Raw genomic sequence first — 18,689 nt, forward strand, 5'->3', positions numbered from 1 at the left:
TTTTGCAAGGTCCTCATGAATATTTGTGCAAAACTCGGTTTTTAATTTATGAAGGAGGGTAGAAGCAAGTCATTCGATTGGTATCAACAGAAAAAGTTCTTTCTCGCTCCTATAGAATTCAATAATGTACCTTTCAGGATCAACTAAATTATCAGCAGATACTTTATCGATGATTAACGGTATCTGACCCAGGTTTTTCTTCCAGTCTGCAATTCTTTCTCTGACATATTTTCCTTTTGGTAAATCTACTTCCTGGAGTCCGGGGGCGTTTATATTATCGCCATCTTCAATTTTAACACACGCTAAATAAGTTAGTTTGTTATTTTCCAGTTTCGATAACCCATAGAACTTTTTCTTCTTTAGTGTGGAGAGATTATTCTCCAGCAGATCAAACGTCTGTTCAGCAGTTAGAGGACCTTTGAGAGATTTGAGGCACATTAGATTTAGGTTAGAACTAAGTTCGTATTTCATGAATATCATCTTTGGATTGGATTTTTATATATCACATTTTCCAGCTATTTTGTGAGAATTTTTCACCTTTCGGTAATAATTATAACCGAAATCGCTATAAGGCATGAGAAAGAAAAGGTAAACTGCATGAGAGATTACACCAGTGAGGAGAAATTATTTTCAGCTCTTGCATCTTCTGTAAGACTTAAAATTCTGGACTCAATTTCCAATGGATTTGCAAATCCTGGAGAGATTGCAGAAAAACTCAACAGGCATCGTTCGTCAATCGAAAAACATTTGAACATCCTGGTTGTTGCAGGAATAATAGAAAAAGAGCCTTCGCTGAACAAAAAGGGTCAATTATCAGTCAAATACAGGATTAAGGCCGATTTGTCAGAATTGCTTTCATTTGCCAACGGGATTATTAAAGTACAGAACGGGAACTAAAATCATTTCGTAAGGGAAATGCCCTAAGTTCAATTTCTCCCTAAGATAAACATGGTTCTGGAACGTTGAATTAATTTGAGGATGGTGCGGAGATTTAGTGTTGCATATGGTGGAACTAATAATTAACTTGATGTTGACTGTGAGCTTGTTAGCTAAATCGTCAAATCCTCTTTTTACTCATAAGAAAGCAAGACTCATTTATATCTGTAAATGGGCTCGACCAGACTTTATTATAGGTGTAATCAAGTCCAAGATGGAATGTGTAAACCCAATTGCAATAGTTACCGCAAAACACCCGTTATATCTACGGTTTCTGGGTTTTATCTTTAAATTCACGAGACATGTGTGGAAGACGGCCATAGATGAAGAATGCCGAAATTATAGTGAATGAGGACAGAATGAACAGAATGAGGAAAGATTCCTGTATAGCAGAAGACATTGCTATGGCATTAATTCCGTATTTGCCTGGATTCGTAGAAGTCACATGGCTCATCAAGTCCAGTTCTTTATATCTAGAATAGATAAATGCAGTCAGGATAGAGAGGATAACGCTTCCTCCCATATTGCCCATAAATTGTACAATAGAACTTGACGCACCAATATCACGTGGTTCTGCTGAGTACTGCGCCGAAAGAGTTGTGGCAGCCATCGTAAATCCAATGCCAAAGCCTATGGGGATCAGCCCCTCCACCAAGCCTAAGACAGGAAATGGGCCCACAAATATATAGGGTTGTATACTCGGCGACATTTTTAGAAGGGGCAGAAACCCCAGTGCCATGCAAATCGTCCCGACAATGCAAAAAAACCTGTAAGATAGCTTTGGCAATAAAATCCCTCCAAGCATTGACCCCATCACCATTGGAACGACGAAACCGTACAGAACGTTTCTGAGCATATTTGATGTCCCGAAAAGAACCTCCGTTACAAATATGGCGATGAATGTGCTAAGGGAAAAAAGAACTCCGCCACGAAAGAAACTAAGAAAACTGTCTGAAACTATCGTTTTATGCCTGAACATTCTGAGAGGTATAACCGGCTCTTCCGCAACCTGCATTTCCACTAGCAAGAAGAAGGCCAATAATATCAGGCCGAATACAAAAAAGGCAATAGTCATGGGATCTCTCAGGGACCATCCGGAATATGCCATTTCTATTAAGGGGAATGTCAGAAGTGAGACCCATGAAACAAGAAGAATGGAACCCAAATAATCAAACTTTCCACGCAAACTGGGTTTTAGTGGGCTCAGTAAAAACCATACAAGAATGAAAGAGACTATGCCGAACGGAATATTCACATAAAAAACCCATCTCCAGCTTGTCGTATCAACGATGAATGCTCCAATTTCAGGGCCAGCCACAATGGCAATCCCAATGAAGCTGGTTACAGCACCAGTCAGTTTAGCCCGTGCACTTGGAGGTAGAACCACTGCAATCACTGCGAGTCCTACGGGCAGAAATCCACCGCTTCCAAGACCCTGAACTGCCCTGAACCCAATCAATTCTGGTAGATTCTGACTCAATCCTGCCAAGATTGAACCTATGATGAAGATAACTAATGTTGCCAGAAGAATTATTCTCTTACTGAAGTGGTCGGAAAGTTTCCCAAATATAACCATCCCGATCGCGGATGAAGTAATATAAGCATCAATCAGGAAAGCAAGACCATTGGGCTGGTGTAACGCGCCAACTATGGCTGGCATTGCGGTTGTTACAATAAGATTGTCGAGAGCACCCATTAGCACCCCCATTACAATTGCGACCGTTATTAGATAAGGGTGACTTGTGGATTGCATTCTTTTATTAATTTCGTTACCTCGATTCTCATCAAGAGACACTTATTCACTATCCGTTTTCTCCAGATTGCCCAGTACCTTTACCATAGTTGAAATAATTCTAGAGAATGCACTCATATCTTCAATATTTAGTGACTTCTCAAGTTTCTCTGTCATTGACTGTTGCATTTTCTGATACTTCAGAAGCCTCTCTTTTCCATTTTCTGAGATTGATATCTCAACTTTCCTCCTGTCTTTGTCGCTTCTGATCCTATATATATAATTTAATGCAATCAATCCATCTAGTAGATCAGTGATACTAGGGAGGGTCGTCCCTGAATAGGAAGATATCTCTTTGGGGGAGATTTCTTTTCGCATAGATATCACTTGCAATGCCCACGCCTGCGGTAATGTAAGTTGTGCCTTTCTCGCATTTATCTTGGAAATTTTCGTGAATTTTGATATCAGCGTTCCAAAATCTGTCCAAACTCCCTCAAAACTTTCAACTCTGTTGTTGAATAACTTATCCTGCCCCTTTCTTGACATATTAGGTAACCTAATAGTTAGGTATCCTAAATATATTTCTATTCACGACAAACCTTACTTTTATATAGAACTGGAAAAGCGAAACTGAAAATTGGTTTCTTCTTGTTTTTTTAAGAATAACCGGATATTCAGATCCGCATAGTATCAGTTCTGAAGTCCAATTTCAATCCAATCATTTGAAGTATTTCTACTCCAATTATGGCTGGAAAATCTATATTTTCGAGAATTATGAATTCCGGTTCAGAAACGATAACCCCGTTCAGTTTTAGATTCTCGAATGTCAGGGAACCGTGCAATTCTCTGATGGACAACCCTGGAATTGAAACGGGAATTTCACCGTAAGATACAAATCCAAGTTGTTCTGGCCTGATTCCATTGGGCAATACAACACCGATATAGTTCCCTTCAGCTCCAGAATCTATCAAAGCGGAGACTTTGACACTCTTGATTGTGCCCTTTATTTCAATCTAATCGATGATCAATCCCATGTGAAAAAGCGTCCTTATGTTGGGTTCTCTTTGAACGCCTCAACTTTTCTGGTGGTATCATTGATTACCAATGCAGCAATTATACCTGTCTTTTGCTTCTTATCTCCAACTTCTATGTCTCTTGAATAGACAACAACAACACTCCAATAACCCTGATTGAATTTTGCGGATGCAATTCAACGGTGAGTCTCACATCTTTAATGTCCATCTGGATTTCTTGATCCATAGCATACATATTATAGTAGGTTTAATAAACATTGTTTTGGATTCCAATCAATAGATTTTCTCTTGAAAATACAATACGAGAGCAAGGTTGTAAGTTTTGAAAAATATAATTATATTTCAATCATTATATTTATGGGCTCGACCGGATTCGAACCGGTGACCTCCTCCGTGTCAGGGAGACATCATACCGCTAGACTACGAGCCCGATAGATTATTTAACGCTACCGTTTATCATTGGTTCGTATATAATGATTATTTCTGCAAACACTTGATTATGAAGTCCTATCCAATAACAGGAAATTGGAAGGAGATGAGAATCAGAATTATGTTATGAGAACATGAATTCAAATTTCCAAAGTGAATCTTAAGCTTTGGTGGTTGATTCGCAACAGCACGGATTTTGTTCTTCTCGGAGTTGGAAATTATTGATAAGAGAAAAATCAGCAATGTTGATAGTTCACTGGAAAGCAAAAAAAGTTAAAAGCAGAATTATAATAGCGATCAATGGGCATAAAAGCTGTTGTAATGGCTGGAGGCAAAGGGACACGCCTCAGACCGATAACTTATTCTATTCCAAAACCACTTGTCCCTATAGCTGGTAAACCGTGCATAAATTACATTCTTGATTCTTTTTACAATATAGACGTGCGTAACGTCATTGTAACCACCGGTTACAAGTATGATTCGCTCATCAATGGCATAATGAAGGCCAAGCATCAGGATCAGAATATCTTGTTCTCCGTTGAACTTGAAGCAGCAGGTACAGCGGGCAGTGTTAAATTGGTGTCAAGGTTTCTGGATGACACATTCCTTGTCGGAAGCGGGGACATCCTGATGGATTTCCGGTTAAAGAAGATGCTTGACTTTCACAAGAAGAATGGTGCAAAGGTAACAGTCGCGCTCACAACAGTGGAGGATCCGAGCCAGTTTGGTATTGTTGAATTGCGCGATGACAAGATTATGAGATTCCAGGAAAAGCCAAAGGCAGGCGAAGCATTCTCCAATCTTGTTAATGCAGGCCTATACATAATTGAACCGGAGATAATGGATCTCGTTCCTCGTGGAGTACCATATGATTTCGCTAAGGATTTATTCCCTAAGCTACTTAGCAGCGGGGTCGATATTTACGGTTATAGAGGGGAAGGAACATGGTTGGATACCGGAAGACCGAATGACATGATAAGGGCAAATCAGTTAATGACAGAAAAGTACGGTCTGGAATTTAACAATCCCAATCTATCTGGTCATTTGATAATGAACACGATATATGGGAAACTCAGTGCCTCCTCAATTGTTGGGCCTTCTTATATCGGTTACGGCGTCACTCTGGGAAATAATTGCAGGGTTTCCGGATCAGCTATATATGATGGGGTAGAGGTTGGAGATGACGTAATTATAGAAAACTCAATCTTAATGGACGGCGTAAAAGTCATGGGCTCATCCAAGGTTATAAATTCAGTGGTGATGAACGGCACTTCGTTAGGTAAGATGTGTGAAATTCATGACAGTGTGCTTGCACCGAGGATGAACCTGCAAGAAAACTCGAGAGTTTATAACCTTGCTTTATCACCAGAAACGCCAGAGGATTAACATCAAGAACAAAATTAAGAGACCAGAGATCAGGAAAATCAGCATGATCCTCTTGCCAAAGCCCAAAACAATGGGGAAAAAACCTAATAATATCACAGTCTTGAATCTCGTTTCAGGAATACTGTTTTCGCTCTGTGGTTGCTGGTGCTCCATCGGGGTCGTGAAACGGCTAGAAAGGTATAATGAAAGTACGAAAAAAATACCGAAAACTATCAAGGCTACGCCGATGATCCCCATAAAATACCTCGCTATGGCCGGATTCATCATGTAGAGCCTAAATAACCCGAATCCAGAAAACAAAATTGTGCCTATGGACAACAGCCAAAGTGACAAATTTATTATTAGGAAGCGGCCTTTAATCATACGTTTAGAGGAAACCCGCCTTTTGTAAAACGAGAAGGTCTTCAGTGGTTAACTGTTCGCCATTCTTAAAACGGTCAAACAGGGTAGAAGCCTTCTTTTGCAGTTCCCCTTCTTTTTCTTTCTTTTTTGTAGCCTTAGCCTTCGTCCTTAGTGTAGAAATAACTTTCTCCAGGTCCCTTAGGTCATTCTTTGCCTTAATGAATTCTTCATGTTCTTTCGTTGACTCTTGACTGAATTTAATAAATTGTTCGTGAAGCTCATCAGCCTGTTTCCTTGTCTCATCAATGTTCGTGAGCTGTTCATTGATTTCCTCGCTAAGTGCCGTAATTGCTGTAGAAATATTGTCAATCTCTTTTTTCTTCGCTTCTGCCAACTTTCTCGTTTCAGAAATCTTATCTATTAATTCTTTTGTCGACTTGTTTGAGCTCAGCTCTTTCTCTCTCATTTCCTTGAGTTTTATTATCTCGTTGTTGAGTTTTCTAATTTCAGAGACTACCTTTTGTTCCTCTTTCTTTTCTAGCAAGGTCGTTTGCTGCTTTGTTTCAAGCCTCTTCAATTCCTTTTCCTTAAATCTCAATGTCTGCCGATCGATACCCTTAACGTCTATCTCATCCCTGAGCTTAGCATATTCTCGTTTCAAGTCCGAAAGAATCTTGTATAAATCTTCCTTCTCAGTTCTTAGTTTTTGTACTTGCTCAATTAAATTATTCTTCTCGGCAATTTTCTTCTTTGCCTCTTCTCGCATTTCGTGGACTTTATCATTAAGAATATCTCTCTGCTCGGCAAACTTATGGCTCTCAGCTGCAGCCTCATCTCTCATTTTAATATGCTCTTCAACTTGTTCCCTAATTGCAGCATGTTTTTGATCAAATTCTTCAAGAAGTTCTGTCATTTTAATCCGTCACAGAAGTAAAATCTGCATAGCCGAATCAAATAAATACCTTTCGCAATAAAATCTTCGTTTTGTCAAATTTCTAAAACGTCTGGTAAAATCTTCAATTTACGGTTGCTGCGATTATTTCGTTGGAAAAATTGGCTCAAATTGTATATTTTACACTCAGACTATCAGTGTTTCTGACATTTATAGCCAGATGAACGAGAGGGTTCTAATTTATATCAAATGATGCCTAAGCAGGGAAACAGAAATAAGTGTCGCACGGTAGTAAATCAAAAGAATTATTTGTAAAGTAATAATGCGAAAGGGAGTTGAAAGGACGTAAAATTATTCAGGTTATCGGGACTTCATCGGATTCCGGAAAAAGCACTATAACAATGGCACTTTGCAGGGCGTTGTCCGATCTTGGCATAAGGGTATATCCATTCAAATCTGTTAACATGTCGCTGAACTCAATATCCGTTCAGGGCGAGTTTGAAATATCTCGGTCGCAGTGGCTACAGGCTATTGCCTCACGTGTCAAGCCTATCCCAGAAATTAATCCTATACTCATCAAGCCAGAAGGAGGCATGAAATCACAGATCATTAGCATGGGGAAGTCTCTTGGTAAGTTGTCTTACGCCGAGTACGGAAAATTTCTTAGGGAACAAGGAAAATCTATTATACGCCAGAGCTTGGATAAGCTCCTGGAATTGAGTGACGTTGTTATCGCTGAAGGCGCAGGATCTGCAGCTGAAATAAATCTCTACGAGAGAGACCTTGCTAACGACTTCGTATCTAGTATCTATAACACGCCAATGATCTTGGTATCCGACATCGAAAGGGGGGGCGCTTTTTCTTCTATTTATGGTGTAGTCAAACTTATGCAGAGACCAGAATTGCTAAGATGGATAGTTATAAACAAGATGCGTGGAGACAAGTCTCTGCTTAAGGACGGGATCAGGAAAATTGAGGACCTGACGGGGAAAAAATTGATAGCTGTGATTCCGTATATGGATTTCACGTTGCCCGGAGAGGATTCGCTTGACTATGCAAAGACGAAGTTACACGGGACAAAAGTGTGCGTAGTAAAGTATCCACACATGGAAAACTACAGCGATGTTGATCCGTTTTATATTTCTGGTGTTGGAATCAACATAATTGACCAAAGGAACGTGAATGATCTAAAGGTGTGTGATGCCATCATTTTGCCCGGATCAAAAAATGTTGAAGCCGATCTTAGGTTTATGAGGGAAACAGGCATAGATCAGCAGATAATTGATGCCGGTTCCGAGGGCAAAAAAATACTCGGAATCTGTGGTGGGTACCAGATGCTTGGTAACGAAATCATTGATAAAGGTGGTGTGGAATTGAAGAATGCAAGTATCAGGGGATTGGGTCTTCTAAACTGCAAAACTATATACGTCGAAAAAAAGAGCGTCAGGAATGTCAGTTACCGGCCTCAGAATGAATTCTTCAAGAGTGAAAAGAAGATGAATGGCTACGAGATACATTACGGTCAGGTTGCAACCAAGGAAACCCCAGCCTTTTTAATCGAGGGACAAGGCGAGGGTTCTATCAGCATTAACGGGAATATCATCGGGACAAATATCCATGGAGCACTTGAGCATCCTGTTGTCTTATCATACATTCTAGGCATGAAGCAGAATTTTGATTTCATGGGTCTTGTTGAGGAAAACATAAAAATGTTCACAAAACACTTCATGCAAAACGCAGACCTCACAGAGATTCTTGAATATATTCATGAAGATTGAATGACCCGAAACAAAGGAATCGAAACATGTTTAAGCCTCAAAGATCTGGGCTCGATGCTTAGGCAATTCCTAAGGCATTCCAGATTTCCTGGTTAATGGCTTTTGTAGAAGCAACAGGATCCGATGACCCGTATACCCCCCTTCCAACAATGATGTAATCTGCTCCAGCCTCCATCGCCTCCGCCGCCGATCCACCCTGGGCTCCAACCCCTGGCGCTGCTATTTTTACCTCTGGAGCAAGATCCCTGATTTCCCTTAGCATCTTATAATTGTTTCCGGGTGCGATCATCCCATAAACTCCACAATCGATCGAGGTTTTGACAAGGTCATGAACGTGTTCCTTCATGAACTCAGAATATCCAGGATGGCTCATTGCGACCACTGAGAAAACCTTCATATTTCCAGCGGCTTCAACTACCGCTGAAAGTGAATCTCTGCCAAGGAAGGAATGGCTTATTATACCCCATGCACCAGCGTTCTCGACTCTGTTGGCTATATTTGAATTCGTATACGGGATATCTGCAACCTTGAAGTCGCATAAAACATTAGTTATTTTGGAAAGTTCTGTTACGATAGAAATGCCCTTATCCATTACGGTTATCCATTGTAACTTTACAGCAAATATATCCTCTGAGATTTTCTTTGCGATTTGCAATACTTGTTTACTGTCCGCCAGATCAAGTGCAACTATAAGCCTGGAATCCATATATGACTTGATGTCGCGCCTTTTATAATACTTTTCTAGTCGTATGAAATAAGTTAAAGAACAGAGGTATATCGATAATTATTCTGTTTTAGAAATTTCTAACAGAGTTATCATTAAAAGATAAAAAAATTAAGTTTGGAGGACATTATTGGAGATATTTATTTGACGAATTCCACGGAACTTTCGTCATTTCCTACTCCTATGATCTTCTTTATCGCTCCAACTTCCCTTCCGCCAGATATCATGTAAGGTGACTTCACACCGGTCAAGAGCAGAAGAACTTTTATCGCGTCCCCCATCTCAGGTTCGGCAGAGGCTCCCCAAATTATTCTCGCGTCTTTGTCTATTTTATTTTTGATTTCTGCCATTGCAGAATGTGCCTCTCCTATGGACATATTCGGCCCCCCAACTACTCTGATAAGGCAGTTTTTGGCTTGGGATATATCGGCTTCAACTAGTGGAGACGCTATTGCTTCGTTCAGCGCATTGAGAACCCTGTTTTGCCCTCCCTGTGACATACCTACTCCAACCATTGCAACGCCGCCGTCTTTCATGATGGTTTTTATATCTGCATAGTCAAGATTTACTATGCCAGTCTTGGTGATCAGTTCAGTTATCCCTTTCATAGTCTCTGCAAGTACGGAATCTGCAAAGTGGAATGCTTCCTGTATTGGTTTAGTTGGAACAAGTTTTAGTAGCCTGTCATTTGGTATAACAACAACAGTGTCTGAGTAATTTGAGATCCTTTCAAGACCATTGACAGCATTTTCCATTCTCACGCGGCCCTCAGCAGTAAATGGCAATGTAACGATAGATATTACCAACGATCCGGCGTCTCTCGCACTTTTCGCGACGATTGGTGCAGAACCAGTCCCAGTTCCACCCCCGAGGCCGCAGGTAACAAACGTTATGTCTGCTCTCTGAACTAGTTTTTGAATTGTTGGGAGATCTTCCATTACGGACTCTTCTCCAATCTGCGGAACTGCACCGCAACCAAGTCCCCTCGTGGTCTTTTTTCCGATCAGGACTTTGTGCCGAGCTTTTATTGTGGCAAGGTGAGCAACATCAGTGTTGACGGCTATAAGCGAGGCACCCACAATTCCTTCAGAGCTGAGCCTGTTTATCGTATTGGTCCCACCACCTCCGCATCCTATTATCTTGATCCTCACACCGAGTTTCATAGCCACTTCGGCTATTTCCTGATCCTCAGGTAAGATCTCTTCGGTCTGTTGAACAGACGCCTTTTCACTCGCATTTTCTGTATTTCCGAATGCCGATTTATAGAGCAAGTCTACAATATCTCCCATAATTTCACCATGTCCTCCATGTGTCTGTCAATATTAACAAAACAGTATATATACCTTTTGTCGCTGAGATTAATAATATGCGGTAAATTAGGATTTCTGTCAAAAGACGTCATTTGTCTGACAAATATCGCAATATGTTGCTTTACGTAACAAAGACATTATATTTTTGACATTTTCTAAATTGAAATTTAGGTCAAAATTACACCGGTAAGTCTGTACTAAAGGCTCGATTTCTGGGACGAGGATTGAAGGAAAAATTAATAGCATTTGAATTATCGCCGTAAAGAGAATTTGGATAACAAAAGTAAAGAACTTGCATCATTACTTCTGCGAGAAAAGGCCGTTAAATTCGGGGACTTTATTCTAACATCGGGAAGGCATTCTGATTATTATGTCGACATAAAGGATGCGTGCACGGAACCAATAATTTTACGCCTCATTGTTGAAATTCTCAAGGATAAGATCGTGGAGAAGAAAGTCGCTGGCGTTGAACTCGGAGCCGTTCCCATTCTGGTTGGCGTGTCATATGCTCTTAACCTCCCTTATGTTATAAAACGTAAAGAAATTAAGCATGGAACCGGGAGGCTGAATATAGGGATAATAAACAAAGGTGAGCACATTGACGTGATTGAAGATGTCGTAACAACCGGGAACTCCTCACTGGAATGTGTAAAATATCTCAGGGAGAACGGTGCTTTGGTGTCGCGTGTTTATTGTGTTGTCGACCGAGAAGAGGGTGGAAAAGAACTACTTCATGCCAGTGGGGTTGAACTTATTCCGATTTTAAAAATATCTGACTTAAGATCAAGATAGAACGTCGTCAATCCTTCCAATTTCAATTGGTGTGGTTTCCCTTCCTATAAACACGCCCTTGCTGTTAGCTATGATAGACGACCCAACATAAGGATTCCCAAAATTCGCAGTGCCAGGTTCCACGGGGACCTTAAATATGCTCCTTAGTTCTAAGATTTCCTCCTCATTTGCTTCGGAGGTTACCAGCATACCCTTTGGTGTGAGTACAGCAGCACTCCCAACAGTCTTTATTCCTCCTATGGTTCCCTTTATCACTTCGACGTCCAGTGCGTCAGCTATCTTTTTTACCGAACTGGCTGTGTATCCCTTATGAACCATTGCAACCTTGTCATTGGTAATTATGTTGTTCCCAACGGCATTTAGTTTATCTTTTAGAAAAGTGATCTCTCTTTCGACACCTTCTGGCAGTTGAAAATCGGTTCCAGTGAAACCTATGATAACGCCTCTGGAATTCATAGAAAGAAGCGTCCCAACGAGATTTGAACTGTCAATCTGGACCTTGAAAGTTTTCACTCCTAGTCCAGCAGAAATCTCCGTTTCTTCCTTCTGCTCAATGCCGATAGGAAGAAAAGCGATATCCTCCCATACTCTTGCATATACTCCTATAAAATCGCTCAGGAGAATTGAGATCTTCTTAATCATAATTTTACGGAAGCAGAACTTCTGCTGTACCATCCTGGAGCTTAACAACTTTGACGGTTAGTTTTGACGGTATTTTGGTCTTTCCCCTTTCCCATATCCTGTTGTTCACCGTTGTGTCAATCCAGATCTTGGACATTTCGGTTTTCGTGTTTTTTGAGACAAAAGTCTTCAGAACATTAACCGCAGAATCAGCTCTTCTACTTCTCGATGAGAGCTTAGCTTTACGAAGCGGTACATTGAGTATGATTTCATTTTGTACTTCAGTTTCTACCATATTAACTCACTTATAGTTTGAGATTTGATCTTCTCCAGCTCCTACGCTTGGGATTCGTTGTAACTTTCCTGTCGGTTTTCATCATTACCCATCCAGGGACTCTCCTATTCGCCTTTATCCTGTTCATAAGTCTGTTCTTTCTGCCAGTTTCTTTATTCCTACTCATCCTTATCTCCTTTCTATTTTTGTTTCTCTTTGTGTTCCGGTTAATTTTGAAAGTATGCCTCTTATATCTTCATCGGTCAAAGGATTTCTGATCCTTCCCATCCCTGCCAATTGTATTAATTGATTTTCCACATTTTCTGCCATTTCAGGCTTGACCAGTCTTACGTTGGCAAGTCTTTCTCTCGCCTCAGGAGTCAATATTTGTCTAAGTATTTGTTGTCTTTTCGCCCTTTCTGTTTCCTGTTCCCTTTTTTGTTCTTCCAGCTCCTGCTGATCTTGAACCCCGCGCTGCATTTCAAGAAGTTTTCTTCTTCTTATCTGTTCAAGTTCATCTTCATCGTCCATTTTACCTCACTCATAGATATTTTTGAAGGGCAGGTGTTTTTTCGGAAATGGATTTCATCAGTTCTTTTGAAGTTTTTTCAAGGAGTGAAGTCCCTTGAGGCGTTAAGCTCCTGCCGCGTTTTTCTGTCTTAACGTATCCGAGTTCTTCCAGCGTTTTTATTGTATGCCTGATTATGAATCTGCTTCCATTTCCAGGGTGATATCGTTTCGATCCAGCGTCCACCCGGCCTCCATACTCACTGCTGAGCCTTGAGATTCCTATGGGGCCGTAGACAGATATTTTACGAAGTGTAGAAGCCATTCTTCTATAAAACCAATCAGGTGTATCCCACTTCTTTTCTTTATGCATACCTGCCTTCAGGTATCTTGTCCAATCCGGGACTTTAATCCTTTCATCTTTCTTGAATATCTCTGTTATGCTTTCGATTAGCATATCTGGCGGAACTTTCAAAGCATCAGTCATTTACTATCACGAGTTGAGGTAAATTTAAAGAGTCCTTATAACCTTAATGGTCGAAAACCGTCCTTTGCGCAAGTTGTTTACAGTGTACTTCAAATTGCGTACGGTTTGTTTTTCTTATCATATTCATTGTACTTCCGAACTGGATCAAAGGATCGAAATATGGAGGAAGATGTGAAACATATAGGCTACAGTGAACGATGCAGCAGCTGCCAGCAGAGCAAGTAACGCAGCTTTCATAGCTTCCCTAAAAACGGTCATGTTCATGGTTAGGGCTACGATCGCGTTAGAAAAACCTTGGACAAAAAAGACCAGAGAAGCGGAAACAATGAGAGCATAATAAGGTAGCAGGAAAATATAAGGTATTATCGGTATCGCGGCACCTATTATATAGAAAACACCTACATTTCTTGCAGACGTTGTAGAACCTTTATTAATGGATTTAATTTTCTGTAAATCATCGGATTGGTTCTTTAGGATTGCGCGGCGTTTGACCATTGAAATTCTGTACTTTGATTCCGTGTCAGCAGAAAGATAGGCACCCACACTCATGCTGATGGCTCCACTGATTGCAACTACGAGCCCGCCAAGGGCAATGTAATAATGGTCCGTTATTAGTGCAGTTAACCCTGCAAGCGCCGCTAGAACTTCCACGAGCCCATCGCTCATCCCATAGACAATGTCTCTGTTCCTCGAAACGAGCTTCTCGTTTTCTTCTAGTGAATAACTAAAGATATCCTCGTGCTCAATTTCGTCATCGATTATCCCCTCTATGTCAGTTTTGAAATTTTTGTTGTCCTGGGAGACGTCAGCAAAGGATCTGTATTTTGCCACGGTTTCAACTTCACCATGCTCCATCAATTTGACGGTAATTCCAGTGCCGAGAACAATGTGAAACATCAGAAGCATGCGGATTTTGAGTTTTCTAGACCTTATGTGGGCCGTTGAAATTCCATTCCGCTCGAGGAAATCTTTCCAGAATTTTGAATGCTTCTCTTCAACGGAAGCAAGCATGGAAAGTTCCTTGCTTAAACGATCATCGGAAACGCGTTCCGAGAGTTTCCTGTAAAATTCCATATCTGTAAGCTCATCTCTATAGAATGTCCTGATTTTTGCAAGCTTCTTGGAAACTTCCACGTAACGGTAACATGTTCAAAATAATAAACTTAGAGATATCGTTTTACGAGATTCGTATTACTAATACGTTTTGCATTTAGAAAAATATATATTATTAGTTGATATAAGTAGATTATGATGGAAAATACAAATTATGAAAAACTGGAAAAAATCGATATGAAGGTTACGCCGCCCGGTCCGAAGGCAAAGCAGGTTATTGAGGACGACAAGAAGTTTCTTGCAACCACAACAAAGTCATTACCCATCGTATGTGACACGGCAAGTGGTTCCTTTGTAAAAGATGTTGACGGGAATGTGTACCTGGATTTTGCCATGGGGATCAGCGTCACAAACGTCGGGCATGTAAATCCAGAAGTTTTAAAGAGCGTGGAGGAACAACTGCACAAGTTCTGGCACTTTGCAGGAACAGACTTCTATTATCCTCAGCAGGTTGAAGCGGCCAAGGCAATCAGCTCAGTGACTCCTGGAAAATTCCAGAAAAAGGTTTTCTTCACTAACAGCGGCACAGAGTCAAATGAGGCAGCAATCAAGTTTGTAAAGACGTATACGAAGAAACAGGAATTCATCGGTTTTATCGGCGGTTTTCATGGAAGGACCACAGGTTCTCTCTCTTTCACTTCGTCAAAGGCAATACAACAGAAAGGGTTCTTCCCGGCACTTCCGGGTGTGTTTCATGCACCATATCCTGATCCATACAGGAACCCGTTTGGCATAGACGGTTATGAAGAGCCTGACGAACTAGAGGATCGCGTTATGGACTTCATTGAAAAGTTCATGATCAAGACATTCATTCCACCTGCCAATCTTGCGGGATTTCTCGTGGAACCGATCCAGGGTGAGGGAGGATACATAGTTCCTCCAAAAAATTTCCATAAAAAACTAAGGAAACTTGCAGATGAAAACAACGCTGTGGTAATAATGGATGAGGTTCAGACAGGATTTGGGCGAACCGGGAAGTTCTTTGCGTCAGAGCATTTCGGCGTTGAGCCGGAGGTAATTTCCCTGGCAAAGTCAATAGCATCAGGTATACCCATGGGTGCCGTTGTTGTAAAGGACAAATTGGATTTCCCGGAGTCTGGATTGCACTCTAATACGTTTGGAGGGAATCCGATCGCAAGCGTTGCTTCAATTGCGACAATAAAGTATATCCAGGAGAATAATCTCTTAAAGAATGCTACTGTTCAGGGAGAATACCTCAGAATGAGACTGAGAGAGCTCATGGACAAGTATACGAGCATTGGCGACGTCAGAGGTCTCGGATTGATGGTTGGTGTAGATTTCGTAAAGGATAGGAAAACGAAAGAACCAGATGCCAAGTTCAGGAACAGCGTATTACTAAAGTCTCTGGAGAACGGCCTGATCCTGCTTTCCACGGGATCCAGCTCAATTCGAATCATACCCGCACTAAACGTTACGGAAGCACAGATAGACATGGGAATGGAAGCTTTCGAAAAGGCCATAAAAACTTCCATTTAAACTATTTAATAATTTTTTTATCTAAATATTAAACTTCCTGATTTACATAATCTATTATTTTGATCAAGGGCATACCGTCCTGCCACTTTAAGAAAAAGTTTCCATTTCTGGTGATACCTATTTTTGGAATCCTGTCATAGAGCCGTCTCACCCTGCCCACCGGCTGGGAAGGTGTGGAAAATATTCTCCAGGGGTCTCCAGATGCATTTTTTATCCTGAAGGCGTAAATAACGAAAAGCCCTGCCCTAGCACAATTGGCCATGAGTCTCTCCGCTTGTTCTTGGCGTTGACCGGATGCTTCTGTAAACATCAGTGTATCGGAGATAGAGGATTTCACTTCAATTACAAAAGAGAAATCCGATCTTAAGGCTATTAAGTCTGCCCCAAGAGACCCGGCCGAGCGAGTGACATAAAACGGCTTTGAGATCAGTGAACTTATGATTTGCTTTCCCGCTTCATCTAACTTCTTGGAAAATCTTTTTATCTGATCTTCCCGACCAGCGAGGATGGACGCTAACTCTCTTTCATAAATGCTGCCGTTCAATTCTTACTATAATCCGTGATCCTGTAAAATACTTACCGTCGGAGTGTCTTAACAGGTAAGTGGTTGGAACGAACTACGAAGCGATCTTGAGCAGTTGGAAAAAAATTTAACATACAACGCCTTATTCATGACGTTCGAATAATGGCATCAAAAGAAAAATAGCTATAAGTGAGCGCAATCTCAGCGAGATTAATAAAATCGAAATGTCTCTCGTCATTAAACATAGGTTAAAAGAAGGAAATGGTAACAATGGAAATACACTCTAATTTTGTATATACGCCTAGGGACCCGCAAAATACCAAGATAATGGCATTTGCAAGGAAGAACGGTATAAGCGATCTTAGGACTCTTTATGATCGCGCTGATGATGATCCTGAATGGTTCTGGAGAGCTGTAATAGACGACGTAGGAATAAGTTTTAAATCGCCTTTTACAAAACTCAAGGACGATTCCAAAGGGATTCCTTACACGAAGTGGTTTGTTGGCGGTAAAGTCAACATAGCCTACAATTGTGTTGAAAAGTTTAAGGAAAGTGATACCACAGCAATAAAGTTTGAATCTGAGGAGGGCGAGAAGAGATACATATCGTTTCAGGAACTCGATCTTGTTACCGGAAAACTGGCGGGGAGCTTAAGAGATTTGGGGGTAAAGAAAGGGGATAGAGTAGGCATATACATGCCCTCCAATTCCGACGGCGTGATCTCCTTTTACTCTATCCTTCGCCTTGGTGCTGTCGCTGTTCCAGTATTCTCCGGTTACGGAATAGAAGCTGTACAGTCAAGAATGAAGGATGCGGGGGCAAAATTCCTTTTTTCACAAGAGAGGTACAACCGCAAAGGAAAGCAGATCAGCACAAAGAGCCTGCTGGAAGAATTATCCGATGTAGAGTTGATCCTTTCGAATGGAAAATTAAATGGCAGTTTGGATTTTCATAGGTTAATAAGCGACGGGAATTACCTTAGTAGCGTTGCTACCGACAGTGAAGATCCCGCCATCATGCTTTATACTTCGGGAACTACGGGAAAACCAAAAGGAACGGTGCACGTTCATGGAGGAACTCTGGTAAACGTAGCGAAGGAAGTAAAGTACTACATGGACATTGGCCCGAACGATTCTCTCTTCTGGGTATCCGATCTGGGGTGGATGATGGGCCCATGGTCTATCATAGGAGCAAATGTCAATGGGGGTTCCATTTTTGAATATGACGGTGCAGTGGACTATCCTGACAGCCATCGCTTATGGAATCTTCTCAAGAATAACAACGTGACCCTTCTCGGACTCAGCCCCACTCTTGTTAGGGCTCTTCGCGCCAAGAAGACATCAGGAAGATTACCAAATGTACGCGTTTTTGGTTCAACTGGCGAGCCTTGGGACGAAGAATCATGGATGTATCTATTCAATGAACTGGGCGGTGGAGAAGTTCCGATTGCAAACATTTCTGGAGGAACGGATATAATTGGCTGTTTCCTGGCTTCTACACCCGCAATTTCCTTGAAGCCAAAATGTCTGTACCGCGGTCTCGGTATGAACGTTTCGGTTTATGATGAAAACGGCAAGGATGTGTATGATACGGTCGGAAATCTCGTTTCGAAAGCACATTGCCCATCAATGACAAGGGGGATATGGCATCAGGATGAGAAGTACATAGAGACATACTGGTCAATGTTCAAGAATGTTTGGGTTCAGGGAGACTGGGCTTACATGGATCGGGATGGTTACTTCTATCTTTACGGCCGTTCAGATGATGTCATAAAAGTGGCGGGAAAAAGGGTTGGGCCAAATGAGCTCGAGGACATAGTCATGACGGTGAACGGGGTTACCGAGGCTGCAGTCATAAGTATACCCGATGAAGTAAAAGGAGAAGCGATATGTGTCTTTTTCACGGGCACGAATGACGACGGCGTTATCTCAGCCATATCAAAGAAAATAGAGAACGATATGGGTAAATCTTTCTTACCACGTTTCGTAATATGGCTTCCTGCCCTCCCGAAAACAAAAAATGGCAAAATAATGAGACGGCTTGTCAAGAGGGCTTTCATGGGCATGGATTATCAGGACACAACAAATCTTGACGATCTGTCAATAGTTGACTATATCCGGGAGATCGGAGTGATATATCTTCCGTAAAGTAAACGATGAGAGTAAATTCCAGTTACCATCAGCGCGAGTTTAACATATTCGAGCGGGAATTTCCCCTTCGCAAGATAGGGGATGAAAGCGAGCGAAAAGCTTATAGTATATGGAGTATAATGGTAACTATGTCTTATGAACTGGACAAAGGTGCACATTCT

General features: G+C 41.3%; 21 protein-coding genes and 1 tRNA gene. 6 read left to right on the top strand and 16 right to left on the bottom strand.

Annotated features, from left to right (window positions below; translation table 11 throughout):
* Positions 1–69: 69 nt before the first annotated feature.
* Positions 70–471, bottom strand: a complete 402-nt coding sequence (locus tag LVQ96_08045; GenBank protein ID MCW6171105.1) for a hypothetical protein — start codon at positions 469–471, stop codon at positions 70–72.
* A 51-nt stretch (positions 472–522) separates the two neighbouring features.
* Here LVQ96_08045 and LVQ96_08050 point away from each other — a divergent pair, with 51 nt between their 5' ends.
* Positions 523–897: a helix-turn-helix domain-containing protein gene (locus LVQ96_08050; protein MCW6171106.1), complete on the top strand. Its 375-nt coding sequence runs from the start codon at positions 523–525 to the stop codon at positions 895–897.
* A 304-nt stretch (positions 898–1,201) separates the two neighbouring features.
* Here LVQ96_08050 and LVQ96_08055 read toward each other — a convergent pair whose 3' ends face one another.
* The 4 genes from LVQ96_08055 to LVQ96_08070 form a co-directional block, all read right to left on the bottom strand.
* The gene (locus LVQ96_08055) at positions 1,202–2,632 is read right to left on the bottom strand and encodes an MFS transporter (protein MCW6171107.1); all 1,431 of its coding nucleotides are present in this window, start codon (positions 2,630–2,632) and stop codon (positions 1,202–1,204) included.
* A gap of 99 nt (positions 2,633–2,731) precedes the next feature.
* Positions 2,732–3,214 (bottom strand): MarR family transcriptional regulator, encoded by a 483-nt coding sequence (locus tag LVQ96_08060; GenBank protein MCW6171108.1) that lies wholly within the window; start codon positions 3,212–3,214, stop codon positions 2,732–2,734.
* A gap of 128 nt (positions 3,215–3,342) precedes the next feature.
* Positions 3,343–3,639 carry a hypothetical protein gene (locus LVQ96_08065; protein MCW6171109.1) on the bottom strand — a complete coding sequence of 99 codons (297 nt, stop codon included), beginning with the start codon at positions 3,637–3,639 and terminating at the stop codon, positions 3,343–3,345.
* Positions 3,640–4,060: 421 nt separating this feature from the next.
* A tRNA-Val gene (locus LVQ96_08070) sits at positions 4,061–4,132 on the bottom strand.
* A 299-nt stretch (positions 4,133–4,431) separates the two neighbouring features.
* Between LVQ96_08070 and LVQ96_08075 the strand changes: the two genes are divergently transcribed.
* Positions 4,432–5,517 (top strand): NDP-sugar synthase, encoded by a 1,086-nt coding sequence (locus tag LVQ96_08075; protein MCW6171110.1) that lies wholly within the window; start codon positions 4,432–4,434, stop codon positions 5,515–5,517.
* Here the strand turns inward: LVQ96_08075 and LVQ96_08080 are convergent.
* Both LVQ96_08080 and LVQ96_08085 read right to left on the bottom strand, forming a co-directional pair.
* The gene (locus LVQ96_08080) at positions 5,494–5,850 is read right to left on the bottom strand and encodes a hypothetical protein (GenBank protein ID MCW6171111.1); all 357 of its coding nucleotides are present in this window, start codon (positions 5,848–5,850) and stop codon (positions 5,494–5,496) included. The two genes, LVQ96_08075 and LVQ96_08080, sit on opposite strands and share 24 nt — an antisense overlap.
* A 34-nt stretch (positions 5,851–5,884) precedes the next feature.
* The gene (locus LVQ96_08085; GenBank protein ID MCW6171112.1) at positions 5,885–6,772 is read right to left on the bottom strand and encodes a phosphoserine phosphatase; all 888 of its coding nucleotides are present in this window, start codon (positions 6,770–6,772) and stop codon (positions 5,885–5,887) included.
* Positions 6,773–7,086: 314 nt separating this feature from the next.
* Here LVQ96_08085 and LVQ96_08090 point away from each other — a divergent pair, with 314 nt between their 5' ends.
* Complete coding sequence (locus tag LVQ96_08090) at positions 7,087–8,529, top strand: cobyric acid synthase (protein MCW6171113.1); 1,443 nt, start codon at positions 7,087–7,089, stop codon at positions 8,527–8,529.
* Positions 8,530–8,587: 58 nt separating this feature from the next.
* Here LVQ96_08090 and pyrF read toward each other — a convergent pair whose 3' ends face one another.
* Both pyrF and ftsZ read right to left on the bottom strand, forming a co-directional pair.
* On the bottom strand, positions 8,588–9,235 hold the full coding sequence (gene pyrF, locus LVQ96_08095; protein MCW6171114.1) for an orotidine-5'-phosphate decarboxylase: 648 nt from the start codon (positions 9,233–9,235) through the stop codon (positions 8,588–8,590).
* Positions 9,236–9,393: 158 nt separating this feature from the next.
* On the bottom strand, positions 9,394–10,542 hold the full coding sequence (gene ftsZ / locus LVQ96_08100) for a cell division protein FtsZ (protein ID MCW6171115.1): 1,149 nt from the start codon (positions 10,540–10,542) through the stop codon (positions 9,394–9,396).
* Between the two features lie 291 nt (positions 10,543–10,833).
* On the opposite strand from ftsZ, the gene pyrE reads away from it, so the two are divergent.
* Positions 10,834–11,355 carry an orotate phosphoribosyltransferase gene (gene pyrE, locus LVQ96_08105; GenBank protein MCW6171116.1) on the top strand — a complete coding sequence of 174 codons (522 nt, stop codon included), beginning with the start codon at positions 10,834–10,836 and terminating at the stop codon, positions 11,353–11,355.
* On the opposite strand, the gene LVQ96_08110 is transcribed toward pyrE, so the two are convergent.
* The 6 genes from LVQ96_08110 to LVQ96_08135 form a co-directional block, all read right to left on the bottom strand.
* Positions 11,347–11,997, bottom strand: a complete 651-nt coding sequence (locus tag LVQ96_08110; GenBank protein ID MCW6171117.1) for a translation initiation factor IF-6 — start codon at positions 11,995–11,997, stop codon at positions 11,347–11,349. The genes pyrE and LVQ96_08110 overlap by 9 nt on opposite strands.
* Positions 11,998–12,001: 4 nt before the next feature.
* A complete protein-coding gene (locus LVQ96_08115) occupies positions 12,002–12,271 on the bottom strand; it encodes a 50S ribosomal protein L31e (protein MCW6171118.1) in 270 nt (89 codons plus the stop codon).
* A 10-nt stretch (positions 12,272–12,281) separates the two neighbouring features.
* The gene (locus tag LVQ96_08120; protein MCW6171119.1) at positions 12,282–12,437 is read right to left on the bottom strand and encodes a 50S ribosomal protein L39e; all 156 of its coding nucleotides are present in this window, start codon (positions 12,435–12,437) and stop codon (positions 12,282–12,284) included.
* A 2-nt stretch (positions 12,438–12,439) separates the two neighbouring features.
* On the bottom strand, positions 12,440–12,781 hold the full coding sequence (locus tag LVQ96_08125) for a DNA-binding protein (GenBank protein ID MCW6171120.1): 342 nt from the start codon (positions 12,779–12,781) through the stop codon (positions 12,440–12,442).
* 10 nt (positions 12,782–12,791) lie between these two features.
* Positions 12,792–13,244, bottom strand: coding sequence for a 30S ribosomal protein S19e (locus tag LVQ96_08130; GenBank protein ID MCW6171121.1), 453 nt, complete (start codon positions 13,242–13,244; stop codon positions 12,792–12,794).
* Between the two features lie 144 nt (positions 13,245–13,388).
* On the bottom strand, positions 13,389–14,378 hold the full coding sequence (locus LVQ96_08135) for a VIT1/CCC1 family protein (protein MCW6171122.1): 990 nt from the start codon (positions 14,376–14,378) through the stop codon (positions 13,389–13,391).
* Positions 14,379–14,492: 114 nt separating this feature from the next.
* Between LVQ96_08135 and LVQ96_08140 the strand changes: the two genes are divergently transcribed.
* Positions 14,493–15,854 carry an acetyl ornithine aminotransferase family protein gene (locus tag LVQ96_08140; GenBank protein ID MCW6171123.1) on the top strand — a complete coding sequence of 454 codons (1,362 nt, stop codon included), beginning with the start codon at positions 14,493–14,495 and terminating at the stop codon, positions 15,852–15,854.
* Between the two features lie 28 nt (positions 15,855–15,882).
* Here LVQ96_08140 and LVQ96_08145 read toward each other — a convergent pair whose 3' ends face one another.
* The gene (locus LVQ96_08145; protein ID MCW6171124.1) at positions 15,883–16,398 is read right to left on the bottom strand and encodes a hypothetical protein; all 516 of its coding nucleotides are present in this window, start codon (positions 16,396–16,398) and stop codon (positions 15,883–15,885) included.
* A gap of 249 nt (positions 16,399–16,647) precedes the next feature.
* Between LVQ96_08145 and LVQ96_08150 the strand changes: the two genes are divergently transcribed.
* Positions 16,648–18,525 carry an AMP-binding protein gene (locus LVQ96_08150; protein MCW6171125.1) on the top strand — a complete coding sequence of 626 codons (1,878 nt, stop codon included), beginning with the start codon at positions 16,648–16,650 and terminating at the stop codon, positions 18,523–18,525.
* The last annotated feature ends 164 nt before the right edge of the window (positions 18,526–18,689 follow it).

It is taken from the genome of Thermoplasmatales archaeon (genome assembly GCA_026127925.1).
In the GTDB taxonomy this organism is placed as follows: Archaea; Thermoplasmatota; Thermoplasmata; order Thermoplasmatales; family Thermoplasmataceae; genus JAKAYB01.